The organism is Streptomyces sp. NBC_01537 (genome assembly GCF_045040445.1).
Lineage (GTDB): Bacteria > Actinomycetota > Actinomycetes > Streptomycetales > Streptomycetaceae > Actinacidiphila.
The window spans coordinates 6,127,643-6,153,583 of sequence record NZ_CP109392.1 but is presented as its reverse complement, the minus strand read 5'-3'; the positions used below and the strand labels follow the sequence as shown (position 1 = coordinate 6,153,583).

Genomic DNA, 25,941 nt, shown 5'->3' with positions numbered 1-25,941 from the left:
CGAGGTTCGGGCCCCGGTTCGCTGGGTGCGGTGGACGCCGGTCGGCGTCTCGGACGGGGCCCCACCCTAACGGCTTACGCCGCGCGCCTTCCGCGCGCGCTAGACGACGCCCTTCTTCAGGCGGCGTCGCTCGCGTTCTGACAGACCGCCCCAGATGCCGAAGCGCTCGTCGTTGGCAAGTGCGTACTCAAGGCAGTCGGAGCGGACTTCGCACGCGAGGCAGACCTTCTTGGCCTCTCGGGTGGATCCGCCTTTCTCGGGGAAGAACGATTCGGGATCGGTCTGCGCGCACAGCGCGCGCTCCTGCCACCCGAGCTCCTCTTCGGCCTCCTCGGCCAGCAACAGCTGGAACAGCTCGGTCATGCGCGCCCCTCGTCTGTTTTCGCGTCCCCGTGATGCCGTTGAACGACACGAGTGAAATTACAAGTGTGCCGATACGGGCCAGTCAAGCCGAGATCTGCTATTGGGCCCGTTATTCACCCTGCGGAACCAAGCGCTGACAGAAAGTGTTCAAATCAGCCCAAAGGACCACATACGTCAACCGCGCGACACCTGACCCCCGGGGCGTGAATCACGAGGTGATCACGAAAGCACAACGACGTTTCCCGAGGAGACGTTCCTGCGTGCCGTAGCGGTTGCAGCACCGCCTATCCGTACACGTCTACGCACAAACCTTTCACCACACCGAATAGCCGGATCAGGTGAACCATTCGCGACATTGCGGACAGCCGGGTGGAGCCGAGTTGACAGCCGCACCCTTGACCCGGTCTGCTAGTGCGCATGCCAGCAGTGACCCACGCGCCTTCCCGGACTCGCCTCGCCGAGTTCCGCTGCGCTGTGGAAGCCCACTGTCGCTGTTCCAGCTGTTGCCGCTGAGCCGCTGAGCTCTGAGAGCTCCGACGTTCCGCACAGCTATCTGCCTGACGACGCTCCTCTTCTACGAATCGTAGGAACGCCCGCATGAACAGCGATGTCGAGATCGCCGGCGACCCCCTCGCCGTCCCTCACCTCCTTCCGCCGGTCCCCCGGCACCCGGTCACCGTCGCCGGCTTCGTCGGCCTCGCCCGCACGATCGCCGCCGACCGCGCCCGCTGGGCCCCGCTCGTCCAGTACGACGCCACCACCCGCTGGTACGCCCGCCTGGAGACCGGCCCCGGTTACGAGGTCTGGCTGCTCAGCTGGCTCCCCGGCCAGAGCAGCGGCCTCCACGACCACGGCGACTCCTCCGGCGTCCTCACCGTGCTGCAGGGTGAGCTCAGCGAGCGCACGAGCGGGCGGACGGGCACCGCGCATCGCTCGCTGACCCCCGGTGCGCAGCGCGCCTTCGCCCCCGGCTACGTCCACGAGGTCGTCAACGACTCCCTGGAGCCCGCCGTCAGCCTGCACATCTACTTCCCGGGGCTCACCGAGATGCCGATGCACACCGGGCAGTGCGCGCCCCGTGCGGAGGCTTCCGCACAGGGTCCCGTCGAGGCTCCGCTCGCGGGCTGACAGACTGGCCCCCATGCGAATCGTGGTTCTGGCCGGCGGCATCGGGGGCGCCCGCTTCCTGCGCGGTCTCAAGGCAGCGGCACCGGAAGCGGACATCACCGTCATCGGCAACACCGGTGACGACATCCACCTGTTCGGCCTCAAGGTCTGCCCCGACCTCGACACCGTCATGTACACCCTCGGCGGCGGCATCCACGAGGACCAGGGCTGGGGCCGCGCCGACGAGACCTTCGCCGTCAAGGACGAGCTCGCGGCGTACGGCGTCGGACCGGAGTGGTTCGGCCTCGGCGACCGCGATTTCGCCACCCACATCGTCCGTACGCAGATGATCGGCGCGGGCTATCCGCTCAGCGCGGTGACGGAGGCGCTCTGCGCACGCTGGAATCCCGGCGTACGGCTCATCCCAATGACGGACGACCGCGTCGAGACGCATGTGCTCATCGATGATGTCGACGGCGAACCCGGCACGCGCAAGGCCGTTCACTTCCAGGAGTACTGGGTCCGGCTGCGGGCAGCCGTCGATGCGCATGCCGTGGTCCCGGTCGGCGCTGAGGGCTCCAAGCCGGCGCCGGGTGTGCTGGAGGCGATCGCCGCGGCCGATGTGATTGTGTTCCCGCCATCCAATCCTGTGGTGTCGGTCGGCACGATCCTGGCCGTTCCGGGGATCCGCGAGGCCATCGCCGAGGCGGGCGTCCCGGTGGTCGGGCTCTCGCCGATCGTCGGCGACGCGCCTGTGCGCGGCATGGCGGACAAGGTCCTGGCGGCGGTCGGCGTCGAGTCCACGGCCGCCGCTGTCGCCGCCCACTACGGTTCCGGGCTGCTGGACGGCTGGCTGGTCGACACGGTCGACGCGGGCGTGGTGGCTGACGTCGAAGCGGCGGGCATCCGGTGCCGGGCGGTGCCGCTGATGATGACGGATGTCGGTGCGACGGCACAGATGGCCCGCGAGGCGCTGGCCCTGGCGGAGGAGGTCCGGGCGTGAGCCTTACGTATCGCGTGTGGGCGGTGGCCGGGCTGCCCGAGGTCCAGCCGGGCGACGACCTCGCCAAGCTGATCTGCGCGGCCGCCCCGGAGCTGGCCGACGGGGATGTTCTGCTGGTGACCTCGAAGATCGTCAGCAAGGCGGAGGCCCGGCTCGTGCGGGCCGACGACCGCGAGGCCGCGATCGACGCGGAGATGGTCCGGCTCGTCGCCCGGCGCGGGCCGACCCGGATCGTCGAGACCCGCCACGGCTTCGTCATGGCGGCGGCCGGTGTCGACGCCTCCAACACGGCCCCGGGGACCGTACTCCTGCTCCCGGAGGACCCGGACGGCTCGGCTCGGGCGATCCGGGTGGGCGTGCGGGATGCGCTGGGCGTCAATGTGGGTGTCGTCGTAACCGATACCTTCGGGCGGCCGTGGCGCGAGGGCCTGACCGATGTCGCCATCGGCGCGGCCGGGATCCGGGTTGTGGACGACCTGCGCGGCGGCCTCGATTCCCACGGCAACGAGCTCTCCGTCACCGTCACGGCTCTCGGCGATGAGCTTGCCGCTGCGGGTGACCTCGTCAAGGGCAAGGCCGGCGGCCTGCCGGTCGCTGTGGCGCGGGGGCTCGGCCACCTGGTGCTGGCGGAGGAGGACGACGGCCCAGGCGCGCGGGCGCTTGTGCGGTCGTCCGTCAACGACATGTTCCGGCTTGGCACGTCGGAGGCCGTGCGCGAGGCGGTCTCGCTGCGGCGTACGGTCCGTGAATTCACCGCCGAGCCGGTCGACGGGGCCGCGGTGCGGCGGGCGGTGGCCTTGGCGGTCACGGCTCCGGCCCCACATCACACGACGCCCTGGCGGTTCGTGCTCCTGGAGACGGAGGAAGCGCGCGTACGGCTTCTCGACGCCATGCGGGACGCCTGGGCGGCCGACCTGCGCAGGGACGGCTTCAGCGAGGAGTCGGTGGCGAAGCGGCTGCGGCGCGGGGACGTCCTGCGCAACGCGCCTTATGTGATCGTGCCGTGCCTCGTGGCCGACGGTGCGCATGCGTACCCGGACGCCCGGCGCAATGCGGCCGAGCGCGAGATGTTCGTGGTCGCGGCCGGGGCCGGGGTGCAGAACCTGCTGGTCGCGCTCGCGGGCGAGCAGCTGGGGTCGGCTTGGGTGTCGTCCACGATGTTCTGCCGCGATGTGGTGCGGGAGGTGCTGGGGCTGCCCGGCGACTGGGACCCGATGGGCGCGGTGGCGGTCGGCCGCCCGGCGGTGGCGGCGCCTGCGCGTGCCGCGCGGGGCGCGGAGGCGTTCATCGCGGTGCGGTAAGTCACGAGGCAGGGCCCCACCCCGGGCGGAGTGGGGCCCTGCTTCCCCTTCCTGCGAGTGGCCTGGCCGTCAGGCACAGCGGGCGTAGGCCCGCACGTAGACGCCGGCGGTGCTCGCGTTGTAGAACTGCGCGAACCAGCCGCGGGGGTCGACCGCGTAGGTGTCGGTCAGGTATGCCCTGACGGTCCCGTAGGACTGGCCACCGCCGCCGGTCGGGGTGCGCCCCGTCGGGCAGTAGACGTAGGCGGAACCGAACCCGCCGGGGGCGACGTAGACCCACCCGCCGGTTTCGAAGGCGCTGGTTTCGTTGCCGGTGAGCTGAGCCGTGTTGTCCGGCGGTTTGGGCGGATCCGCGGCCATCGCGGTGCTGGGCAGCCCCAGGCCGATGGCCAGGACGGATGCTGCGGTCACGAGGATGAGCTTGAAGCGGTTCATGTCGGAACCTCCTCTTGAAGGCTCGGCCCGTTCGGTTGATCGAACGCGCCGGCGCTCGCCGGTCACTCTAGGAGCGGGCTTCGGCGTGCACCATCCGATGCGTCCATTGGAGTGACGCACGCCGTCCCGGAGGTGAGGTCCGCCAGCACTCCTGACCTGGTCATAGGCGGCCCGGACCGAGGTCCAGCTCTGCCCGGACCGTCTTGCCCGGCGCCGCGCCCCTGTCCAGGACGCTCCAGCGGTCGGAAAGCGCGTCGACCAGCAGCAGTCCACGGCCCGACTCGACCTCAGCGGATGGCGGCTGGGCGGCGGGCCACGGCCAGCTCTCGGTGCGGGCGTCAGCGACGTCGATGCGGAGCAGGCGCGGGGTGAGGGTCAGGCGCACCTCAAAGCTCCGCCCCGGGACGTACCCGTGGGTGACCGCGTTGGCGGCGAGCTCGGCCACGATCGCCTCCGCCCGGTCAGAGCAGTCGCTGCCGTAGGCCATGCCCCACTCGTCGAGCTGGTGCACGGTCAGGTGGCGGGCGAGGCGCGCGCCTCGGCGGGTGGCGCTGAACAGGTGCCTGAAGCAGGCGGCGGGGGTGATGACTTCGGGTTTCACATCACCGAGCGTGGCCGGGCGGGCCTACCCTGACCAGGAGCGACTGCAGTACGCAACGTGCCTGTACGGCTGCGCACAGTGGCCTGTCCGGAGGTGACGGGGATGGCGGACAACGAACGAGAAGAGCGACCCGAGCCTGCGGAGGACGCCGACTCGGCTACGGATCTTTTTCGGGCGCTGGGGCGGCAGGTCAAGCTGCTCCGGGAGCGGGCGGGGCTTACGCAGCGGGAGTTGGGCGAGCGGCTGGGCTACGGGGAAGAGCAGATCTCGTCGCTGGAGCGGGGGCGGAGGATCCCGCAGCCGGAGTATCTGGTCGCGGCGGATGAGCTGTTGGGGGCCAACGGGCTGTTGAAGGTGGCGGTGGAGGACGTTGTACGGGCGAAGGCGAAGGCCCGCGTACGGCATCCGGCGTGGTTCCGGGACTACGCGCGGATGGAGCAGGACGCGGTCGAGCTGCACGACTACAGCAATCAGATCGTCCCTGGGCTGCTCCAGACCGAGGACTACGCGCGGGCCATCTTCTCCATGCGCAGGCCGCTGCTCGACGAGGAGACGATCGAGCGCCGGGTGGCCGACCGCATGGCCCGTCAGTCGGTGTTCGACCGCTGGCCAGGGCCGACCGCCAGTTTCATCCTGGAGGAGGTGATCCTGCACCGGCCGCTGGGCGGACGGGCGACGCTGGCAGGCCAGCTCAAGCAGCTCCTTCGCATCGGCCGCCTGCGGACCGTTGAGCTTCAGGTGATGCCGACAGACCGCGAGGAACATCCGAACACCGCTGGCGCGTTCATCCTGGTGACGCCCAAGGGAGGGCGGCAGGTTGCGTACACGGAGGACCAGGGCTACAGCCGCTTGATCGTTGATTCAGAAGAGGTACGCGTCATCGCCTCTCGATATGGCATTCTGCGGGCGCAGGCTCTCACCCCGCGTGAGTCCCTGATCCTGATCGAGAAGTTGCTGGGAGAGCTATGAAGACCGAAGAACTCGCCTGGTTCAAGAGCAGCTACAGCAGTGGCGAAGGCGGCGCCTGCGTCGAGGTCGCCGCCTGCCCCGGCACCATCCACGTGCGCGACTCCAAGGACAAGCAGGGCCTCCAACTCGCCTTCTCCCCTGCCGGATGGGCGGCCTTCGTCACCTTCGCGGCCGAGCGCTCCTAAGGGCCAGAGTGCCCCGGCATGCGGCGAGAGCGTCTACCGCTTGCCGACGCATGACCGCGAGCTGTCTCAGTCGCCGGAGAAGCCCCAGAAGTAGATCTCTTGGGGCTTTCCTCCGACGTCGTGAAGAACCGCGCACCTGCCGAACCAGCGCTGGCTGGCGAGCGGATCAATGGCTCCCACATGCGCTCGTGTCAGGAGGGCGGTACCTGTGAGTCGGCGGGCTTCCGCGACCGACACGGGTTGCACAGTCCCGTAGCTGGGCTCTTCGCCGGGACCTACGATCCGATACATGTCCAGAATCGAATGAGTACCCGACTCCTGCACATCCTCGTCTTCCCACAGCTCTTCGATCGTCTCTGGTTTCTTCTGCCCGTCGGACAAATCATCGTCCTCGGCCGCCCAGTAGTAGTCGCCCTCCCGGAAGACCCGGTGCCGCAACTGATCAAGCGCGGCCCCCAAATCCTCTTGGTACGGCACGTAGTACTCCCACCCTGATGCGCCCACGACGGTTCTCGCCTCCCTGTTCGTCGGATCGGACTGTCAATGCAGCGCAAGCTAGCAGCCACCACCGACAAAACCACGGCGCCAAGGCGATCCGCCGGTTGGTCACCACCGGGCGCTGAGAAGCTCCTCCGGCCCAACCGCCTGGACGCCGTCCACCGATACGCCGCTGCGCGCGACCGCGATCAGCGGCGTATCGTCGTCCGCCCCCGGCAGTTGCGAGCGATGGGTGATCAGCTCGGCGAGGTCGTGAGCGTCGAAGGGTCGGTTCTCCAGCCACTTGATGGAGCCGACAGCGGTGATGCGCTTGGCGATGGGGGCCCGGTCCGCCGCGACGATGTCGATCTCGGGGTTGTTCGTGCGGGTCCAGTAGCCGCCGACGGCCCCGGTGCCTTCAGGCAGACCGCCCTCGGGCAGGCGGAAGAGGGCTTCCCTCACGACTGGCTCGATCGCCCGGCCCCTCCAGGCTGTCCAGGAGCGCTTGATGCGCGCCAGCGTGAGGTCGCCCCGTCCCCGCTCGATCTCGCTGAGGTAGGGGCCGAGGAAGGCCAGCCAGAAGCGCAGGTGCGGGTCGGCGACGTAGTAGCGGGTCTCCCTGGAGGGACGGACGGACAGGGGCGTGACGGCGTCCACGACGCGCTTCGCGGTGAGCAGTAGAAGGGCGCGCGCGAGGCTGGCGGGCGGCAGTCCGCCGGCCTCGCGGCCGATGAGAGTGTGGGTTCGCTCGCCTGCCCCGATGGCACCGAGAACCTGCCGGGCCTGGGCTTCGGCGGGGAATTCGGCGGCGAGGGCGCGTTCGCCGCTCACCAGCAGCGCGGAGGTGGGGTCCTCGACGACATCGCTGAGGTAGTCGAAGACCGACGCGCCTCTGGGCCATTCGTCGAGCACGAGAGGGAGACCGCCCGAGACGAGGAAGGCATCGAAGGTCTCGGCGGGCGGCAGTTGCAGAATGTCGGCGACGTCGGCCGGGGTGAGTGGCGGTACGACCATCTCGGTGGCCCGCTGGTGGAAGGGGCGGCCGTACTCGTTGAGGGCTTCCATCATCGCGAGGTCGGATCCAACGCAGAGGAGCAGCACGGGCTTGCGTGAGAGCTCCCGGTCGAAGAGCTTCTGCAGGGTTCCCTCGAAGCCGGAGTCGTTCCTGATCAGGTAGGGCATCTCGTCCAGTACGACGACGCTCGGCCGGTCGGCAGGCAGGGCCCCGGCGAGCAGGTGCAGTGCCGCGTCCCAGGTCTGGGGGGACTGCCCCTGAACGGCTGCCGCATCCGGCAGAGCGGAGGTGGCCATGGCCTCGACGAACAGGCTCAGGTCCAGTTGGTGAGTCGACTGAGCGGATGCGGTGAAGAAGACATGCGGCAGCCCCGCACGCTCGATGAACTCCTCGACCAGCCGCGACTTCCCCACCCGCCGCCTGCCCCGGATCAACATCGCCCGGCCGGGACGCCCAGCTCGGCCGCCGGATTCGATGCGGCTGAGCATCCGGTTCAGAGCGGCCAGCTCCCGCTCCCGCCCGATGAACGCGTCCATCGCACCTCTTCATCAATACTCTCAACGTTGATACTCTCATTCTTGAGACTATCAAAGTTGAGAGTGTATTGCCTCGGAGGCTTGAAGGCTCATGGGGCATGGCCGGGGCGGCGGGGGTCTCAGCTCTGGACGCGTTTGGCGATGCCTTCGCCTGCCTGATCGACTGCGGTGTGGCGCCCTCGCGATCTCGTCCGCGTGGTCGGCGACGGACCGTTCGGCGTCGACGGCGACCAGGAAACGGGCCGCGACCGCCACCTCGTCCGGCGGGAGGTAGAAGCAGGCGGTGCCGAGGTCATCGTCACCGAGGAGGTCGCCCATGGTGATGGGGAGTTCGCTGATCTCCTCAGGCCCCTGAGTCAGCAGGATCTGCTCCAGGAATTCCCATTCGCGGCCGAGAAAGCATTCGCTCTCCACGCCGCTGCGCTCACCCGAGAATCCGGATACGACATGCCGGAATCCCGTGTCCGCATCCGCAGCGGAAATCCTTCGAAGCGTCATGTCCACCGCCAACTACTCCGATCTGCCTCCGTGGATCACAACGCCGCGATGTTCCCCGGCGCCATGCGCGGTGCGCGGCGCGGGGGCATCCGGCCGCCGAGGAGGATGAGGCGGGCGGCGCGGTGGCGCTGGCCGGCGTAGGGGGTGAGGAGGTCCAGCATCTCGGCGTCGGTGGAGCGGTGGGCGCCGGTGAGGGCGTAGCCGACGATGTTGGGGAGGTGGAGGTCGCCGACGGTGACGGCGTCGGGGTCGCCGGTGGCGCGCTGCAACGTCTCGGCAGCGGTCCAGGGGCCGATGCCGGGGATGAGCTGGAGGCGGGCGAGGGCGTCGGCGGGGGGAAGGGCGGTGGCCTCTTCGAGGCGGCGGGCGTGGCGGACGGCGCGGATGGCGGTGGAGGCGCGTTTGTTGTCGACGCCGGCGCGGTGCCATTCCCAGGAGGGGATGAGGGCCCAGGTGCGGGGGTCGGGGGCGACGTACATGCGGTCGGCGAGGGGGCCGGGGGCGGGTTCGCCGTGGCGTCGGAGGAGGAGGCGCCAGGCTCGGTAGGCCTCGTCGGAGGTGACCTTCTGTTCCAGGATCGCCGGGATCAGGGATTCCAGGACGAGGCGGGTGCGGGTCAGGCGCAGGCCCGGGTTGCGGCGGTTCGCCTCGTGGACGACGCGGTGGCGGGCGGTGAAGGCGGTCGGGTCGTCGTCGGCGCCGAGGAGGGCGGGGAGGCCGTCCAGGAGCCAGTCTCCGCCGGGGCCCCAGGCTTCGGCTTCGACCGTTCCTCCGGATGCCCCCGCGATGCGGATGGTGCCGGGGCCCGACGGGGTGCGGGAGGCGCGCCAGATCGCGCCGTCGGGGGTGACGCGGAAGGCTGGGTCGGCGGGGCCCCGGCGGAGGGGGCCGAGGGTGAGGCTCAGGTTGAGGGGGCCGTCGGGGATCCACCGGCGTTTTTGGCCGCGCGTCTGCGCCGGTACGGAGGCCGCGGTTGCGGTGGCCGTGGCCGTAGAGGTCAGGCGGGGCTGCTCGGGGTGCACGTCGCCGAGCCTACGCGGGCGGTTCCGGGTGCGTGGGCGGCCTGCGGCCCGTGGCCGGTTTGTGCCAACCCTCCCCCAGCTACCGCTGGGAGGTGCCCCCATTCGCTTCGCTCGCCATGCGGGACGCCTTCCCGCAAACCGGATTGACCTCTTCTTACTGGTCCGACGAGAAGCGGACCGCGCCGTCCGCGATCACCGCGCCGCACCACACCCGTACGCCGTGCCGCAGTTCGTTGTCGGCGCCGACCCGCGCGCCGTCGCCGATGACCGCGCCGTCCAGGACCGTACGGGCGCCGATCACCGCACCCGCGCCGACCAGGGAGGAGGTGACGACGGCGCCCGGCTCGATGACGGCGCCGGCCAGGATCGTGCTGCCGTCCACCACCGCGCCGGAGCCGACCACCGCGCCGGAGGAGACGGCGGTGCCGCCGGTGAGCTTGGCGTCGTCGGCCACGTGGGCGCCGGGCAGGACGAGGGAGTCGCCGTGGCGGCCGGGGACGGCCGGGGAGGGGGCGCGGCCGAGGACGAGGTCGGCGGAGCCGCGGACGAAGGCCTGGGGGGTGCCGAGGTCGAGCCAGTAGGTGGAGTCGACCATGCCCTGGAGGTGGGCGCCGTCGGCGAGGAGACCGGGGAAGGTCTCGCGCTCCACGGAGACCGGGCGGCCGACGGGGATGGAGTCGATGACGGAGCGGTTGAAGCAGTACGCGCCGGCATTGATCTGGTCGGTGACGATGTCCTCGGGGCTCTCGGGCTTTTCGAGGAAGGCGGTGACGCGGCCGTCGTCGTCCGTGGGGACCAGGCCGAAGGCCCGGGGGTCGGCTACGCGGGTGAGGTGGAGGGAGACATCGGCGCGGGCCGAGCGGTGGGTGGCCACCAGGGCGGCGATGTCCAGGCCGGTGAGGATGTCGCCGTTGAAGATGAGCACCGGGTCGCCGGGGGCGGAGTCCAGGCGGTCCGCGACGTTGCGGATGGCGCCGCCGGTGCCGAGGGGTTCCTTCTCGGTGACGTACTCCAGGCGCAGGCCGAGGGCGGAGCCGTCGCCGAAGTGGGGCTCGAAGACCTCGGCGAGGTAGGAGGTGGCGAGGACGACGTGGTCGACGCCGGCGGCGCGGGCGCGGGCGAGCTGGTGGGTGAGGAAGGGCACGCCGGCGGCGGGGACCATCGGCTTGGGGGTGTTGACCGTGAGCGGCCGTAGCCGTGTGCCCTTGCCGCCGACCAGGAGGATCGCTTCGGTCACCTGCGTTGTCTCTCTTCCTGGGTGGTCGGCCCTGCCGCGGTGGGACAGGCGGCGCCAATCTTATGCAGATCGGATCGGCTCGGATCACATCAGACTCAGCGATCAGCGCCCTTGCAGATCCGCGGCCGAGTTGCGGGTCTTGCCGAGGTCGCCGTAGAGCTGGTCCCCCGGGCACTCGGTACGGAATCCGTCACGGTGACCGGAGATGATCTTGAACTTGACCCTCACACCCTTGCGGTATTTGTTGCTGCCTCCTGAAAGGAGGGTCGCGGTGCCCTCGGGGTTGCGTCCGAAGAGGCCGAGTTTCCAGGCACTGAGCTGGGAGACCGCGCGCAGGGCGGCCTCGGAGGGCTGATCCTTGCTGTAGTTGCCGAGGACGGCGACGCCCATGCTGCTGGTGTTGAAGCCGAGGGTGTGGGCTCCGTAGACCGCCTTGGTCACCCCGCCGGCGCGGCCCTCGTAGATGTTTCCGCATTTGTCGACGAGGAAGTTGTAACCGATGTCACGCCAGTGGCTGCTCTTCACGTGGTAGCGGTAGATGCCGCGGATGACGGCATCGGCATCGTTGCAGCTGTAGTTGTTGCCGGTGGCGCTGTGGTGGACGAAGACCACCTTCACGGTCTTGGTGTAGACGAACTTGCGCTCGCGCAGCTTCTCGTCGGCGCCCCAGCCGGAGCGGGTGATGATCCTCGGGCGGGCGCCGATGTACGGGCCCCGGCCGGTCTGGGCGGTCTCCTCCTCCTTGCTCACCGGGGGGAGGACCGGGGGCTCGGCGGGCCCGTCCGGTTCGTCGGCCTCGATGGGGCCCTCGTCGGAGGGCTGATCGGCGGCTGTCATCTCGCCCGTGAGGTCGTCCGGCAGCTCGTCCGGCAGCTCGTCGTCGTCGTAGAGGCTGCCACCGTCGTCGTAGTCGTCATGGCCAGCCCGGCTGTCATGGCTGTCAAAGCCGCCGCCGTCCGGCCCGTCGCCGGGGTCGACCATGTCCAGCCGCAGCCCGACGGGGAGACGGGCGGCCTGGCCGGCCCGGTCGGAGCCGGGGAGGACGCGGACCTGGACGCCGTCGGAGGGGCCGACCCAGAGGGGGGCGGTGGCGCCGCGGACGCCGGGGGCGGTCTGCTCGGGCGATCCGGCGTCGGGGGTGTCGTCGGTGTGGGCCTCGACGTCCTGCCAGCCCGACCAGGCGCCGGTGCGCGCGGAGCGGGTACGGACCTGGACGGTGCCGTCGAGTTCGGCAGCGGCGTTGTCCCACGTGACACCCAGCAGCGAGAAGGGCTTGACGGCCGGGGCGTCGACGGCCCGGACGACCGAGCGGGCGGACGGGGCCAGCGGGAGGGTCCAGGTGGCGCCGCCCCTCACAGGGGACCCGGGCGCGGCCGCCGGGGGCGCGGCGGACGAGGTCCCGGAGGAGAACGTGTGCGTGGTGAGCGGGACGGCGAGGGCGGTCATACAGGCGACACCGACGGCGGAGGCGAGAAGAGCGCGCATGGAAAAAACACTTACATAAGCATCAAAGATGCGCATATGCGGATCTGACGGACAGTCGCCCTGTCGCTCCCTCAGATCAGCCCCTCCCCTGCGGCTCCCACGGCCGCCGGTAGCCTGTGCCGGGTGACATCGACTGCCCGTACCCCCGCCGGTCTGCTGGATTACGCGCTCGGGGAGCCCGCCCGCCCGCTGATCACCTTCTACGACGACGCGACCGGCGAGCGCGTCGAGCTGTCCGTGGCCACCTTCGCCAACTGGGTGGCCAAGACCGCCAACCTCATCCAGGGCGACCTGGACGCCCAGCCGGGTGACCGGCTCGCCCTCCTGCTGCCCGCGCACTGGCAGACCGCCGTCTGGCTGCAGGCCTGCTTCGCCACCGGCGTGGTCGCCGTGCCCGGCGGCGACCCGGCCACCGCCGACCTCGTCGTGAGCGGCCCGGACCCGCAGACCCTGGACGCCGCACGCGCATGCCGCGGAGAGCGGGTCGCCCTCGCGCTGCGCCCACTGGGCGGCCGCTTCCCCCAGCCGCCGCAGGGCTTCGCGGACTACGCGGTCGAGGTGCCGACCCAGGGCGACCGCTTCGCGCCGTACGCCCCCGTCACCCCGGATGCGTACGCCCTCGAACTGCCCGGCGGCGAGCAGCTGACCGGCGCCGAGGTGGTGGAACGGGCCCGGGCCTCGGCAGCGGCGCTCGGCCTGGAGCCCGGCTCACGACTGCTGTCGGGCCTGCCGTTCGACGGCTGGGACGGGCTGGCCGCCGGGCTGCTGGCACCACTGGCGGCCAATGGCTCAGTGGTGCTGTGCCGTCACCTGGACCGGTTGCCGCCCGAGGGCCTGACGAAGCGACAGGAAAGCGAGCGGGTCACCCACACGGCTGAGTAGCCGTCGCACCGCACCGCGCGCCTCACCCACAAAAACGCACAGCGTCGCACAACCTGATGCCTGATCCGGTCGTCTGTTCAAGCGGGACGACCGGTTATCGCATGATCGGGACGGGGAGCGGACGTGACGATGCCAGGGGAGCAGCCCGGGGAACCACCCGGGAATCAGCCTCGGGAAGAGCCGGGGGCGGTGCCGGCGCAGCCCCGGCCCTCCGGGCGACGGCGGCGCTGGATCCGCATCGCCGCCTCGTGCCTGGCCTTCGCCGTCCTGGCCGGCGCCGGAGGCGCCTGGTATCTCTACCGGCACCTCGACGGCAACATCCACACGGACACCGCCACCACCCGCGAGCTCAACCGCGTCCAGTCGCAGCGTCCGGCTCCCGCCACCGCCTCCGCGCCGGGCTCCGGCACAGCGGAGAACGTCCTGCTGATCGGCACCGACAACCGCGGGGACGGCAACGGCAAGTACGGCCAGGACACCGGCACCCAGCGCTCGGACACCACGATCCTGCTGCACCTGTCGGCGGACCGCTCCAGCGCGACCGCCGTCAGCATCCCGCGCGACCTGATGGTCGACATCCCGGCCTGCCACCGCGCGGGCGGCGGCACCAGCCGGGCGCAGTTCGCCCAGTTCAACTGGGCCTTCGAGTTCGGCGGCGCGGCCTGCACGATCCGTACGGTCGAGGACCTGACCGGCATCCGCGTGGACCATCACCTGATAGTGGACTTCACCGGCTTCAAGCAGATGGTGGACGCGGTGGACGGCGTCGAGGTCTGCGTCCCGCACTCGGTCCACGACCAGGAAGCCCACCTCGACCTCCCGGCCGGCCGCCAGCTGCTGCACGGCGAGCAGGCGCTCGGCTACGTACGCGCCCGGCACGGCATCGGCGACGGCAGCGACACCCAGCGGATGGGCCGTCAGCAGGAGTTCCTGGCCTCCCTCGTACGGAAGGTCACCAGTTCGGGGGTGCTGCTGAACCCGGTCAAGCTCTATCCGCTGCTGGACGCGGCGACTTCCTCGCTGACCGCCGACCCGGGACTGGACTCCCTCGGCGAGCTCTACGACTTCGCGCGGAGCCTGCAGCGGACGCCCGCCGACCAGGTGCGCTTCCTGACCGTGCCGCGCGAGCCCTACGTACACGACCACAACCGCGACGAGTTGACGCAGCCGGAGGCGGACGAGCTGTTCACAACGCTGCGCCAGGACGGCAATGTCGCGATCACCACGAAAAGCGCAGAGAGCGGAAAGGGGGGCGCGAACGAGAAGAGTGGAACCCCCTCCACTGCTTCCGCATCTCCCTTGGCGACATACCCGGGCACGACCGCCGATCAGGATAGTTTGTCCCGATGTGGGTGAAAGGAATTTGTCACGAGCGGTGAGCGCACGCTGAACTGTGAGGCTAGTGTGAGCGATCGGCTGCCCTGAGGCAGCGGCCGAGACGGAGGACACAAGCGACCGTGGACACGCAAGGCCGTAAGCACGTCGACCCGGCGGACCAGTGGGTTTTCGATCCGGAGACGGGCAGCTACCAACTGCGGCTGGAGCCCGAGGAATCGCCGGCCCGCGCCGTGCCGACCCAGGGGACCCGGCGGCGCCCGGAGCAGCCCCCCAAGCCCCGTTCGGGCGAGAACCGCGACGGCAGTGGCGGCGGCAGAAGAGCCGCACAGGGGCGCGCGGCCGTACCTCCCAGCCGGCGCCGGCCGAAGCCGAAGCAGTCGCGCAAGAAGAAGGCCCTGATCTGGACGGCGGCCTCGGTCGGCTTCGTGCTCGTCACGGTGACCGTCGGCGGCTATGCCCTGTACGAGCACTTCAACAACAACATCAACACCGTCGACACCGGCACCATCGGCACCGACAGCGCCACCACCGACGGCCCGGTCAACATCCTGGTGATCGGCACCGACAGCCGGGTCGGCCTGGGCAAGAAGTACGGCGACGTGGGCAGCGTCGGCCATGCCGACACCACGATCCTCTTCCATGTGTCGAAGGACCGCAGCAACGCGACCGCGATCAGTATCCCCCGCGACATAATCACCGACATCCCGGACTGTCCGACAAAGCAGGCGGACGGCACGACGAAGATCATTCCGGGTACGGACAACGTACGCTTCAACACCAGCCTCGGCCAGGACGGCCGCGATCCCGGCTGCACGATGCGCACCGTCAAGGCGCTGACCGGCATCACCCCCGACCATTTCATGATGGCCAACTTCGACGCGGTCAAGGACCTGTCCACCGCCGTTGGCGGCGTCGAGGTGTGCCTCGCCAAGAACATCGACGACCCGGACTCGCACCTCAAGCTCAGCAAGGGCCGGCACATCGTCAAGGGCGAGCAGGCACTGGCCTTCGTACGCACCCGGCACAGCGTCGGCCTCGGCGGCGACCTGAGCCGGATCGAGCTGCAGCAGCAGTTCCTCAGCTCGATGATCCGCACGATGAAGTCCAGCGGGACGCTGACCAGTCCCGGCAAGCTCTGGGACCTGGCCAACGTGGCCACCAAGGCGCTCACCGTGGACACCGGAATAGGCAGTGTCAAGAAGCTCAGCGACCTCGCCAAGGACCTGAGCAAGGTCAACACCAAGAACATCACCTTCGCGACCGTGCCCGTCATCGACAACCCGGCCGAGAAGGTGCACGCCACCGTCGTCCTGGACCGGACGAGGGCGCCGCAGCTGTTCGCCATGGTGAACAAGGACATCTCCCTCACCGAGGTGAAGAAGAAGGCCGCCGCCTCCAAGTCCCCGGCCGCGAGCAAGCTCACGGGAACGATGGCCGACCCTGCCTATGTCCGGGTCGAGGTCTTCAACGGCAGCGGCATCCTGGGCGCCGCCCAGGACACCGTCGAGTGGCTGCAGAACACCAAGGGCGACCCGCGCTCCACCAACGGCGGCAACGCGTCGGCGGACATCGCGAACACCACGCTGGAGTACGCGCCCAACCAGGCCGACCAGGCCCGTCGCCTGGCCGACTGGATGGGGCTGCCGGAATCCGCCCTCAAGGAGGGCACCAAGAAGGCCGCCGAGCTGGCCAACATGAAGCTCACGCTCGGCAAGGACTTCACCGCGCCCGGCACACCGGTCACCACTCCGACAAAGGCGCCGGAGGGGATCCAGAAGGTCGAGGCGAACGACAAGAGCGTGTGCGCCAAGTGATCTGACGACACTCGGCACCGAGCACACTTCGCAAACGGGGACCAGGGGTGGGGAATTGAGCAACAGCAGCGACAGCAGGGTGCGTGATTCCGGCTGGGACGACAGCCTGTACGAGGAGCGGCGGCATGCCGCGACCCCGGACCGGTCGGAGCCCCCGGAAACGTCGGAACCGTCGGCGACCGAAGCCGGAGGCGGAGGCGGCGGGCACCGGCGCACCGGCAGGCGCCCGCGCCGCAGCCGCAAGGCCCGGATAATCCGCGGGACGGCGATAGCCGTCTCGCTGGCCGTGCTCGGCGCCTCGGGGGCCGTCTGGGCCTACTACGAGCACCTCAACGGCCAGATCATCAAGGGCCAGCGGGACAACGGCAACTCCGACGTCAAGCCGGCCAAGGCCAACGCGGCCGGCCAGACCCCGATGAACATCCTGCTGCTGGGCTCCGACAGCCGTAACTCGGCGGCGAACCTCAAGCTCGGCGGCGCCAAGTACACCGTGGGCGACAAGCCCCGCGCCGACGTGATCATGCTGATGCACCTGTCCGCCGACCGTAAGAACATGTCGGTGATCAGCATCCCGCGCGACACCCGGGTGCCGATCCCCGAGTGCACCGACCCGGACACGGGCCAAAAATACGCCGCGACCACCACCTCGATCATCAACGAGTCCCTGACGCGCGGCGGCGCCGGCTGCACCCTGGCGACCGTGCAGAACCTCACCAACACCTACATCGACCACTGGATGGTGATCGACTTCGCGGGTGTGGTGAAGATGGCCGACGCCATCGGCGGCGTCCAGGTCTGCGTCAGGCAGAACGTCTGGGACCACCCCACCGCCGCCCAGTCCGGCGGATCCGGCCTCAAGCTCAAGGCGGGCAGCCGGGAGATCAGCGGCAAGACGGCTCTGCAGTGGCTGCGCACCCGGCATGCCTGGGGCAGCGACATCGGCCGCGCCAAAGCGCAGCACATGTACATGACCTCGATGATGCGCAAGCTGCGCAAGCAGAACATCTTCACCGACACCGGGCATCTGATGAACCTGGCGGAAGCGGCGACCAGCTCCCTGAAGGTCTCCGAGGAGATCGGCTCGATCAAGAAGCTCTACGACCTCGGCATGCAGCTCAAGACCGTGCCGAACAACCGCATCACCATGCTCACCATGCCCACCCTCAAGGATCCCCTGAACCCGAAGGCGCACCTGGTCCCGGGCCCGGACGCCTCCCAGATCTGGGCCATGCTGCGCAACGACATCGCCTTCGACACCAACGGCAAGGCCAAGACCGGCACGGCGAGCGCGTCACCCGCGGCCTCCACCGCCGCCTCCGCCGCGCCAGCCGCCTCCATCGCCGTCAGCGTCGTCAACGGCACCGCCGGCACCGCGGCCGGCACCCCCGTCGACCACCGCGCGGCGACCCTGGTCACGGCGCTCAAGGACGCGGGCTTCACCAAGGCCGAACCCGACAGCACGGCGCAGCCCAGCCAGGTCACGACGCTGAGCTACCCGGCCGCCGACGGCGACCAGGGCAGGGCGGACGCGCTCGCTGTCGCGAAGGCGCTGGACATCCCAAAGGCCTCGGTCAAGAAATCCTCACACGTGTCCTCGATCACGCTGATCGCCGGAGCGGACTGGACGAAGGGGACGGACTACGCGAAGTCCCTGCCCAGCGCGGGTTCTTCGCTGGCCAACGCCGACTCGATCAACGGCGCGAACACCAAGGACTGCATGAGTGTTTATGCCCCATATCAGTGGTCATAAGGCCCTGCACTTTACACATCCGAAAGGAATCGCACACCAGGGGCCCCTGGCATATATGTATCGTGACCACCAGCATCCCGCCACGCGGGCGTTCCAAACGTCCCTCGCGGCATTCCACAGCACTTTGACAGTCGAGTAGCTGAGAATCACCCAGGATCAGCGGCGCTACGGCGCGGCCGGTGACCGTAGTGGACAGCGCGTCATGGGAGGGCCCAATGCGCCAGAGTGGCGTCCGGAGGGACGAGTGGAACACCCCCTCCGAGTCCGGTGATCACGGGTGGGACGACAGTCTGTACAGGACCGATAACTCAGTGGCATACGTGCCGCAGCAGTCGTCCCCGGTGGAAGGCACCGGATACGACCCGGACGCGTACGCGGCTCCGGACGCGTACGCGGCTCCGGGCGCCGGGGACCGCAGCGGCGGGGGAGGCCGCGCCGACCGGCGGCGCGGTGGCGGGAACGGTGATGGCGGTGGCGGCGGGCGCGCGGCCAACCGCAGGCGCAAGAAACCGAAGAAACGAATATGGCGCTGGGTGGCGATCGTCACCTCGGTAGCCATCCTCGGCACGGCCGCCGGTGCGTACGCGTACATCCAGCACCTCAACGCCAACATCACCAAGGACAAGCTCAGCCTCGCCAACACGGGCGCCAAGAAGACCAAGGCGAACGCGGCCGGGCAGACCCCGCTGAACATCCTGCTGCTGGGCTCCGACAGCCGCGCCGGGGCGGAGAACGCCAAGCTCGGCGGGGCGAAGGGCACGGTGGGCGCCCGGGCGGACGTACAGATGCTCATGCACGTCTCCGCCGACCGCAGCAACATGACGGTGGTCAGCATCCCCCGCGACACCCGGGTCAGCATCCCCGAGTGCACCGGCACCAACGGCAAGGTCTACCAGGCCACGACCACCGAGACGATCAACGCGAGCCTGTCGCACGGCGGCCCCGGTTGCACGGTCGCCACGTGGGAGAAGCTCACCGGTATCTCCATCGACCACTTCATGATGATCGACTTCTCCGGTGTGGTGAGCATGGCCGACGCCGTCGGCGGCGTCCCGGTCTGCGTCAAGGCCAATGTCAAGGACCCGGACTCGCACCTGAAGCTCACCAAGGGCACCCACTCGGTCAAGGGCACCCAGGCGCTGGCATGGCTTCGCACGCGGCACGCGTTCGAGGACGGCAGCGACATCGGCCGTACGCACGCCCAGCACATGTACATGAACTCGATGATCCGGCAGCTCAAGTCCGGCTCGAAGCTCACCGACCCGGGCAAGCTGCTCGACCTCGCGGAGGCCGCCACCAAGGCGCTCACCGTGGACGACGGCCTCGGCTCGGTCACCAAGCTGGTCTCGCTGGCCGACGACATCAAGAAGGTGCCGACCAAGCGGATCACCATGACGACGATGCCGTGGGGCGCCGACCCGCAGAACCCGACGGCTCACGTCGTGCCGACCAGCGCGGCCACCCAGCTGTTCACCTACCTCCGCAACGACGAGGCGGTCGACGGCAAGACGAGCGCGAAGAAGACCAGCACCGCTTCCCCCTCGGCCTCCGCCACCGCGACCGCCGACCCCAAGGCCGAGATCACCGTCTCCGTGCAGAACGGCACCGGCAACTCGACCACGGCCGCCGTCTCGGGCCGGGCCGGGACCATCGTCGACAAGCTCAACACCCTCGGCTACACCGAGGCCGCCGTCGACACGACCTCGGCGTCCGCGACCGGTACGACGATCACCTACCCGTCGGACAGCCAGAAGGCCAACGCGGTGGCGGTCGCGAAGTCGCTGAACATCGCGACCGGCATGGTGAAGAAGTCCTCCAAGGTCTCGAAGATCACCCTGGTCATCGGTTCCGACTGGACGACCGGGACGACGTACCCGAAGGCGAGCAAGAGCGACACCAAGGCGGTGCTCGACCAGTCCGCCGCGCTCAACGCCTCGGACGAGTCCGCGTGCATGGCGGTGTACGCGCCCTACACGTTCTAGCCGCCCGAGCGGGAACGACTGAGGGGCCGGAGAAATCCGGCCCCTCAGTCGTGTTACGCGTCATGCGCGCATGCGGCTTTCACAGGACCGCCGGCCGCCGGCTCGCGATCACCTTGCGGGCCAGCGAGCGCGGGCTCGTCAGGAAGCCCCAGCCCCAGCACATGTGCATCGTCGCGAGCGCGACCGGGATCCGTACCCGGGCACCCGCCGACAGCCCCTTGCCGGCCGGCAGCGAGCCCAGCGCGATCGCGGCGGCGTAACCGACGGGGACGGCGAAGCCGAGCGGGGTCACGGCCGCGCCCACCACCACGCCCGCCGCGATGGCGAGCACCGCGCCGGGCGCGGCGAGGTAGCGCAGGTTCACCGAGCCCTGGTGGTAGCGGGTGACGACGCGCCGCCAGCGGCCGTAGTCCTTGTACTGCTTGGCCAGCGTGCGCACGCTGGGCCGGGGGCGGTAGGACACCTTCAGCTCGGGCGAGAACCAGATGAGGCCGCCCGCCTCGCGGATCCGGTAGTTCAGCTCCCAGTCCTGGGCGCGGATGAACTCCTCGTTGTAGCCGCCCTGCTGCTCCAGCACCTCACGGCGGAAGACGCCGAGGTAGACGGTGTCGGCGGGGGCCGCCTGGCCGCCGGTGTGGAAGGCCGCGTTGCCGACGCCGATCTTGGAGGTCATGGCGGCGGCCACGGCCCGCTCCCAGTCGTTCTCGCCCTCGGCGTGCATGATGCCGCCGACATTGACCGCGCCGGTCTCCTCCAGGAGGCGCACGGCGGTGGCGATGTAGTTCGGCGACAGCATCCCGTGGCCGTCCACGCGGACCACGACCGGGTGCCGGGACGCCTTGATGGCGGCGTTCAGCGCGGCGGGGGTGCGGCCGGTGGGATTGGGGACGGTGTGGACACGCGGGTCCTCGGCCACGAGCTGCGCGGCGATCTCGTCCGTACGGTCCGTGGAGGGGCCCAGCGCGATCACGACCTCGAGCTCGCCGGCGTAGTCCTGCTCCAGGATGTGGCGGACCGAGTTGCGCAGATGCCGCTCCTCGTCGAGGACCGGCATGATCACGGACACTGCTGAAGGTACGGCGTTCACGATCGCACACGTTACCGCGAACGGATGACAGCGGCGCGCACGGCCGGACGGCCTCCGCCAGTACAACGGTATGATTCCTTAGCGTTACTTTATGACCACTCCCCGTCACAGGCCAGTCTCCCGGCGCAAGCCGAAGCCCGTACGCCGGGGCATGCGCATCCTCGGCGGGATCTCGCTCACCGTCCTCACGATCAGCGGCATCGGCCACGCGGTGGTCGACCGGATGGACGGCGGCATCCAGCGCGTGGACGCGTTCGGTGACATGAAGGCCCGCCCGGCCGCGACCACGGGCACCAACTTCCTGCTGGTCGGCACGGACATCCGCGAGGGCCTCACCGCCGACCAGAAGCAGCGGTTCCATCTCGGCGGCAAGGCCTGCGACTGCACGGACTCGATCATGCTCGTCCACCTGTCCCGGGACCGGAGCCGGGTGAGCGTGGTCAGCATCCCGCGCGACACGTACGCCGAGTTCCCCAAGCCCGGCAGGCTCGCCGTGGCGTACGCGAAGGGCGGCCCGAAGCTCACCGTACGGCTGGTCGAGAACCTGACCGGGGTGCATGTCGACCACTACCTCGAAGTGGACTTCACCTCCTTCATGAAGACCGTCGACCTGCTCGGCGGCGTCCAGGTCTGCACCGCACTCCCCCTCAACGACCCGTCCACCGGCCTCGCCCTGCCGATCGGCACCACCCGGCTCGGCGGCGGCCAGGCGCTCGACTACGTGCGCTCCCGCCATCTGGACGGCACCGCCGACTACACCCGCATGGAGCGCCAGCAGCGCTTCCTCGCCGAAGTGCTGCGGGGCGTGAACACCGGCGGGCTGCTCGCCAACCCCGTCAAGCTCGGCCAGGTCGCCGGGGCCGCCCTCGGATCGGTCCGCGCCGACCAGGAGCTGAAGCCGGCCGACCTGATCGCGCTGGCGGGCGGGCTGCGCAAGGGCTTCGGCCCAGGGTCGGCGGAGTTCGCGACCGTACCGGTCGCCGAGACCAACGGCTCGGCCGTGAAGTGGGACGAGGCCAGAGCCAAGCGCATCTGGGCCGCGATCCGGGCCGACCGCCCGCTGGCGCCGAAGCGTGCGGCGCCCTCGGCGTCTCCCTCCGTCCGCCCGCACACCCAGGTCAAGACCGACCCGGCCAAGATCAAGGTGCAGGTCGACAACGGCACCGCCTACGTCGGCCTGGGCGGCCAGGCCGACAAGGCCCTCAAAGCCACCGGCTTCGCCACCACCGGCAACCCCAACAACGCCGCCCGCCGCGACTACCGCTACACCGTCATCCGCTACGACCCCAACTGGGACAACTCCGTCCTCGCCCTCTACGCCGCCCTCCCCTACGCCGAGCTCGAACCCGTCCCCGGCCAGGGCGCCCAGATGAAGGTCATCATCGGCTCCGACTACCGCGGCGTCCGCCCCGTCGGCCTCGGACGCTCCGTCGCCGACGAACCCCACATCGTCACCGGCGACTCGGTGCTGTGCGCTGCGCCGGCTCCGGCGACTTCGGCAACCCCGGCCGCTCCGGCAACCCCGGCGGTAGCCCCGTCACCGGCGCCACCGACGCCCGCCTGAGCGCCCGAAGGGGCGCGGGGAACTGCGCGACCGGCCAGGCCCTAGGCTGCTCCCGTGCGCGTACTGCTGGTAGAGGACGACGAACCGGTCGCCGAGTCGCTGCGGCGTGGGCTGAGGCGGTACGGATTCGAGGTGGACTGGGTCGCCACCGGGCGCGACGCGCTCGCGGCCGGGCCGACGGATCTGGTGCTGCTCGACCTGGGGCTGCCGGACACGGACGGGCTGGATGTGTGCCGTGAGCTGCGGGCGCGCGGGGATGTGCCGATCATCGTGATCAGCGCCCGCAGCGACGAGACCGACCGGGTGGTCGGCCTGGAGCTCGGCGCGGACGACTATGTGACCAAGCCGTTCGGGGTGCGCGAGGTGATCGCCCGGATAAGGGCGGTCATGCGGCGCGTGAAGCCGCAGGAGAAGGCGGACTCAGGTCCCGAGCGGTACGGCAGGGTCGCGGTGGACCGCAAGGCGGCGCGGGCGTTCCTGGACGCGGCCGAAGTGCCGCTCACGCCCAAGGAGTACGACCTGCTGGCCTTCCTCACCGAGGAGCCGGGGGCGCTGATGAGCCGCGAGCAGATCATGGAAGCGGTCTGGGACGCCAACTGGTTCGGGCCGACCAAGACGCTCGACGTGCATGTGGCGGCGCTGCGCCGCAAGTTCGCGGGCGCGATCGCGATCGAGACGGTGCGCGGGGTCGGCTTCCGCCTGGTCGTGGTCGAGGACGCGCAGCCGTGATCCGGCAGCTGATCGTCAGCTACGTACTGCTGGTCGCCGGGGCTCTGGCCGCCTTCACCGTGCCGGTGGCCTTCACGCTGACCGCGCAGCTGCGCGGGGACACCGAGGACTCCGTACGCCGCGAAGCCACCACCATGGCCCTGCTGCTGGCCAACGACGACGCCCCCTCGCGCGCCGCCCTCGCGGCGATGACCCGGGCCTACCGGGACGAGACACCCGGCACCGCACAGGTGCTGCCGGTGGCGAGCACCCCGGCGAAGGCCACCGCGCACTGGGGCTCCTCCCTCGTCGTGACGGTGCCCGCGAAAACCGCCGACAACCGGATCGTCGGCGCCGTACAGGTCAGCTACCCGACCAGCGACCTCAAGGCCCGCCTGTGGCGGATCTGGGGCTTCCGGGCGGTGCTGGCCGTGGCCGTGCTGGCGCTGGCGGCCGCACTCGGCACGCTGACGGCCAGGCGGCTGACCCGGCCGCTGCGGTATCTCAACGCCATGGCCACCAGGTTCAGCGACGGCGACCTGACCGCCCGCTCGCCCGTCACCGGCCCGGCCGAGACCCAGACGCTCGCCCGGACCCTGAACTCCGGGGCCGAGCGGCTGGACACCCTGATCAGCGCCCAGCGGATCTTCGTCGCCGACGCCTCCCACCAGCTCCGTACGCCGCTCACCGCGCTGCGCCTGTCCCTGGACAACATCGCCGACGGCGTCGAGGAGGAATTCGTCCGCGAGGACGTCGAGCAAGCCACCGCCGAGGTGGTCCGCATGAGCCGTCTCGTCAACGGGCTCCTCGTCCTGGCGCGCGCCGAGGCCAAGGTCGGCACCGCCGAACCGCTGCCGCTGCGCGCCCTGGTCGAGGAGCGCCTGGAGGTCTGGCGCGCGGCCGGCGAGGAGCGCAACGTCGCCTTCACGCTCGACGCCCCCGACGCGGACGGCCGGCAGGTGATGGCCAGCCCCGGCCACCTGGAGCAGGTCCTGGACAACATCCTGTCCAACGCCCTGGAGGTCTCCCCGGACGGCGGCACCATCACCGTCCGCCTCGACCCGCACCCCGACAGCACCGTCCTGGACGTCCTCGACCAGGGCCCCGGCATGTCCGACCCCGACAAGGCCCGCGCCTTCGACCGCTTCTGGCGCGGCCAGGGCCTCACCGGCCGCTCCGGCTCCGGCCTGGGCCTGGCCATCGTCAAGCAGCTCATCACCGACGACGCCGGGGGCGTCACCCTGCGGGACGCCCCCGGCGGGGGGTTGTGCGTACGGATCAGCTTGCGGCCGGCAGCACCGAGGAGTGGTGGTTGACGATCAGCCACTTGCCGCCGATCTTCTCGTACAGGTAGGTGTAGCGGGCCTTGACCTCGCGCTTCACGCCGGTGTCCGGGTCGGTGAGGGTGAAGGTGTACAGGCCGGCGTCGACAGCGGTGTTCTTGTCCAGGATGTCGACGACCGAGCGGTCCTTCTTGCCGACCGGCTTGTTCTCCAGGAAGTGCTCGAAGTAGTCCTCTATCTCGGCGTGCGTCGTACGGATCTTGGGGGAGACCGTCGGCAGCAGCACCCCGTCGGGGGCGTACAGGTCCGCGACCTTGTCCGCGTCGCCGGTGGCGAGGGTGGCGTTCCACCGGTCGAAGAGGGCGAGGATCTGCTTCTTGGTGGGCTCCGCCGACCTGGTGCTGTGGTGGGCGGTCGCCGTGCCGGTGGAGGCGTAAGCGGCGGTGCCGGTGAGAAGCAGAGCGGCGGTGCCGATGGTGATCGCGAGCTTCTGACGCTTCATCAGGGTCTCTCCTGTGGTTCCCGAGTGGATGACTCCACTCTCGCGAGAACCGGGGAAGCGCCCGGACAACGGCGATCAAGCGCAGGGCCAGCGCTCTGCCAATTCGCTGCCGCCGCATCGCGACAGCCGTGCAACAGCTCGGCTACCGGCCCGTACCGGAGGCCCGGATTCCAAGATCGCGGTGGCAGCATGTCCGGCATGACGCTGATCAGCTGGATCGTACTGGGCCTGGTGGCCGGAGCCATCGCGAAGCTGCTGCTCCCCGGGAAGGACCCCGGCGGGCTCGTCGGCACCACCCTCATCGGGGTCGCCGGAGCGGTGGTCGGGGGGTGGCTGTCGGCGCGCTTCCTGGACAAGCCGATATCGACGGACTTCTACGACCTGCCGACCTGGGGCGCGGCGGTCGGCGGGGCGCTCGTGCTCCTGATCCTCTACCGGATCTTCTTCGGGGACTCGCGGCGCTGAACAGGCGCCTATCCTGAGGGTGGGATTCCTCAGCACAAATCGAGGTGAACCACCGTGGAAAAGCACTGGAAGATCGACATCACCCTCGAAGAGGACGGGAACCGCACCGCCTGCACGGCCACGCTGGCCGGCGAGGGTGCGCCACGGGTGACCGGTCACGGCTACTCGCGGCGCAGCCCGGCCGACGAGCCGGACTCGCGCATCGGGGAAGAGGTGGCGGCGTCCCGCGCCTGCTCGAACCTCGCGCACGAGCTGCTGGAGCAGGCCGCGGGGGTGATCGAGCAGCACACGAACGCTCCGGCCCACCTCACCGGATGACCCGGAAAGCCACA

26 protein-coding genes are annotated in these 25,941 nt (G+C 70.0%); 15 read left to right on the top strand and 11 right to left on the bottom strand.

Going from position 1 to position 25,941, the window contains the following annotated elements:
- Positions 1–99: 99 nt before the first annotated feature.
- On the bottom strand, positions 100–363 hold the full coding sequence (locus OG607_RS28415; protein WP_329317461.1) for a WhiB family transcriptional regulator: 264 nt from the start codon (positions 361–363) through the stop codon (positions 100–102).
- 597 nt (positions 364–960) lie between these two features.
- Between OG607_RS28415 and OG607_RS28410 the strand changes: the two genes are divergently transcribed.
- Genes OG607_RS28410 through OG607_RS28400 form a run of 3 tightly spaced genes read left to right on the top strand, consistent with a single transcriptional unit; the run spans position 961 to position 3,774 of the window.
- A complete protein-coding gene (locus OG607_RS28410) occupies positions 961–1,491 on the top strand; it encodes a cysteine dioxygenase (RefSeq protein WP_405729382.1) in 531 nt (176 codons plus the stop codon).
- Positions 1,492–1,504: 13 nt separating this feature from the next.
- Positions 1,505–2,473, top strand: a complete 969-nt coding sequence (gene cofD / locus OG607_RS28405; RefSeq protein ID WP_405729379.1) for a 2-phospho-L-lactate transferase — start codon at positions 1,505–1,507, stop codon at positions 2,471–2,473.
- Positions 2,470–3,774: a coenzyme F420-0:L-glutamate ligase gene (locus tag OG607_RS28400; RefSeq protein ID WP_405729376.1), complete on the top strand. Its 1,305-nt coding sequence runs from the start codon at positions 2,470–2,472 to the stop codon at positions 3,772–3,774. The genes cofD and OG607_RS28400 overlap by 4 nt, the downstream gene beginning before the upstream one ends.
- A 69-nt stretch (positions 3,775–3,843) precedes the next feature.
- Here the strand turns inward: OG607_RS28400 and OG607_RS28395 are convergent, their stop codons facing one another.
- Together OG607_RS28395 and OG607_RS28390 are read right to left on the bottom strand one after the other, a co-directional pair.
- Positions 3,844–4,209: a hypothetical protein gene (locus tag OG607_RS28395; RefSeq protein WP_405729373.1), complete on the bottom strand. Its 366-nt coding sequence runs from the start codon at positions 4,207–4,209 to the stop codon at positions 3,844–3,846.
- Positions 4,210–4,369: 160 nt separating this feature from the next.
- Positions 4,370–4,810, bottom strand: coding sequence for an ATP-binding protein (locus OG607_RS28390; protein ID WP_405729370.1), 441 nt, complete (start codon positions 4,808–4,810; stop codon positions 4,370–4,372).
- A 102-nt stretch (positions 4,811–4,912) separates the two neighbouring features.
- On the opposite strand from OG607_RS28390, the gene OG607_RS28385 reads away from it, so the two are divergent.
- Together OG607_RS28385 and OG607_RS28380 are read left to right on the top strand one after the other, a co-directional pair.
- Positions 4,913–5,779, top strand: coding sequence for a helix-turn-helix domain-containing protein (locus OG607_RS28385; RefSeq protein WP_405729367.1), 867 nt, complete (start codon positions 4,913–4,915; stop codon positions 5,777–5,779).
- Positions 5,776–5,964: a DUF397 domain-containing protein gene (locus OG607_RS28380; RefSeq protein ID WP_405729364.1), complete on the top strand. Its 189-nt coding sequence runs from the start codon at positions 5,776–5,778 to the stop codon at positions 5,962–5,964. Before OG607_RS28385 ends, OG607_RS28380 begins: the two co-directional genes overlap by 4 nt.
- A 66-nt stretch (positions 5,965–6,030) precedes the next feature.
- Here OG607_RS28380 and OG607_RS28375 read toward each other — a convergent pair whose 3' ends face one another.
- From OG607_RS28375 to OG607_RS28350, 6 genes are all read right to left on the bottom strand, one after another.
- Positions 6,031–6,441, bottom strand: a complete 411-nt coding sequence (locus OG607_RS28375) for a hypothetical protein (RefSeq protein WP_405729361.1) — start codon at positions 6,439–6,441, stop codon at positions 6,031–6,033.
- Between the two features lie 129 nt (positions 6,442–6,570).
- Complete coding sequence (locus OG607_RS28370) at positions 6,571–7,992, bottom strand: ATP-binding protein (protein WP_405729358.1); 1,422 nt, start codon at positions 7,990–7,992, stop codon at positions 6,571–6,573.
- Positions 7,993–8,043: 51 nt separating this feature from the next.
- The gene (locus tag OG607_RS28365) at positions 8,044–8,496 is read right to left on the bottom strand and encodes a hypothetical protein (RefSeq protein ID WP_405729355.1); all 453 of its coding nucleotides are present in this window, start codon (positions 8,494–8,496) and stop codon (positions 8,044–8,046) included.
- A 29-nt stretch (positions 8,497–8,525) separates the two neighbouring features.
- The gene (locus OG607_RS28360; protein ID WP_405729352.1) at positions 8,526–9,512 is read right to left on the bottom strand and encodes a DNA-3-methyladenine glycosylase family protein; all 987 of its coding nucleotides are present in this window, start codon (positions 9,510–9,512) and stop codon (positions 8,526–8,528) included.
- Positions 9,513–9,666: 154 nt separating this feature from the next.
- Positions 9,667–10,749, bottom strand: coding sequence for a sugar phosphate nucleotidyltransferase (locus OG607_RS28355; protein WP_405729349.1), 1,083 nt, complete (start codon positions 10,747–10,749; stop codon positions 9,667–9,669).
- A 102-nt stretch (positions 10,750–10,851) separates the two neighbouring features.
- Complete coding sequence (locus OG607_RS28350; protein WP_405729346.1) at positions 10,852–12,234, bottom strand: peptidoglycan recognition protein; 1,383 nt, start codon at positions 12,232–12,234, stop codon at positions 10,852–10,854.
- 123 nt (positions 12,235–12,357) lie between these two features.
- Between OG607_RS28350 and OG607_RS28345 the strand changes: the two genes are divergently transcribed.
- The 5 genes from OG607_RS28345 (at position 12,358) to OG607_RS28325 (ending at position 20,000) form a co-directional block, all read left to right on the top strand.
- Complete coding sequence (locus OG607_RS28345) at positions 12,358–13,116, top strand: TIGR03089 family protein (protein WP_405729343.1); 759 nt, start codon at positions 12,358–12,360, stop codon at positions 13,114–13,116.
- Positions 13,117–13,305: 189 nt separating this feature from the next.
- Entirely contained in the window at positions 13,306–14,472 is a 1,167-nt protein-coding gene (locus tag OG607_RS28340) for an LCP family protein (RefSeq protein ID WP_405729340.1), read from the top strand.
- A 101-nt stretch (positions 14,473–14,573) separates the two neighbouring features.
- The gene (locus OG607_RS28335) at positions 14,574–16,268 is read left to right on the top strand and encodes an LCP family protein (RefSeq protein WP_405729337.1); all 1,695 of its coding nucleotides are present in this window, start codon (positions 14,574–14,576) and stop codon (positions 16,266–16,268) included.
- 55 nt (positions 16,269–16,323) lie between these two features.
- Positions 16,324–18,018: an LCP family protein gene (locus OG607_RS28330; RefSeq protein WP_405729334.1), complete on the top strand. Its 1,695-nt coding sequence runs from the start codon at positions 16,324–16,326 to the stop codon at positions 18,016–18,018.
- Between the two features lie 215 nt (positions 18,019–18,233).
- Complete coding sequence (locus tag OG607_RS28325; protein ID WP_405729331.1) at positions 18,234–20,000, top strand: LCP family protein; 1,767 nt, start codon at positions 18,234–18,236, stop codon at positions 19,998–20,000.
- A gap of 79 nt (positions 20,001–20,079) precedes the next feature.
- Here the strand turns inward: OG607_RS28325 and OG607_RS28320 are convergent, their stop codons facing one another.
- Complete coding sequence (locus tag OG607_RS28320) at positions 20,080–21,087, bottom strand: glycosyltransferase family 2 protein (RefSeq protein ID WP_405729328.1); 1,008 nt, start codon at positions 21,085–21,087, stop codon at positions 20,080–20,082.
- Between the two features lie 91 nt (positions 21,088–21,178).
- Between OG607_RS28320 and OG607_RS28315 the strand changes: the two genes are divergently transcribed.
- The 3 genes from OG607_RS28315 to OG607_RS28305 are packed head-to-tail and all read left to right on the top strand — an operon-like array spanning position 21,179 to position 24,675.
- Positions 21,179–22,651, top strand: coding sequence for an LCP family protein (locus OG607_RS28315; protein WP_405729325.1), 1,473 nt, complete (start codon positions 21,179–21,181; stop codon positions 22,649–22,651).
- A 54-nt stretch (positions 22,652–22,705) separates the two neighbouring features.
- Positions 22,706–23,380 carry a response regulator transcription factor gene (locus tag OG607_RS28310; RefSeq protein ID WP_405729322.1) on the top strand — a complete coding sequence of 225 codons (675 nt, stop codon included), beginning with the start codon at positions 22,706–22,708 and terminating at the stop codon, positions 23,378–23,380.
- A complete protein-coding gene (locus OG607_RS28305) occupies positions 23,377–24,675 on the top strand; it encodes a sensor histidine kinase (RefSeq protein WP_405729319.1) in 1,299 nt (432 codons plus the stop codon). The genes OG607_RS28310 and OG607_RS28305 overlap by 4 nt, the downstream gene beginning before the upstream one ends.
- Here OG607_RS28305 and OG607_RS28300 read toward each other — a convergent pair.
- Positions 24,638–25,144 carry an SgcJ/EcaC family oxidoreductase gene (locus tag OG607_RS28300; RefSeq protein ID WP_405729316.1) on the bottom strand — a complete coding sequence of 169 codons (507 nt, stop codon included), beginning with the start codon at positions 25,142–25,144 and terminating at the stop codon, positions 24,638–24,640. The genes OG607_RS28305 and OG607_RS28300 overlap by 38 nt on opposite strands.
- 198 nt (positions 25,145–25,342) lie before the next feature.
- On the opposite strand from OG607_RS28300, the gene OG607_RS28295 reads away from it, so the two are divergent.
- Positions 25,343–25,609: a GlsB/YeaQ/YmgE family stress response membrane protein gene (locus OG607_RS28295; protein ID WP_329317433.1), complete on the top strand. Its 267-nt coding sequence runs from the start codon at positions 25,343–25,345 to the stop codon at positions 25,607–25,609.
- Positions 25,610–25,663: 54 nt separating this feature from the next.
- Positions 25,664–25,927 (top strand): DUF1876 domain-containing protein, encoded by a 264-nt coding sequence (locus OG607_RS28290; protein ID WP_405729313.1) that lies wholly within the window; start codon positions 25,664–25,666, stop codon positions 25,925–25,927.
- The last annotated feature ends 14 nt before the right edge of the window (positions 25,928–25,941 follow it).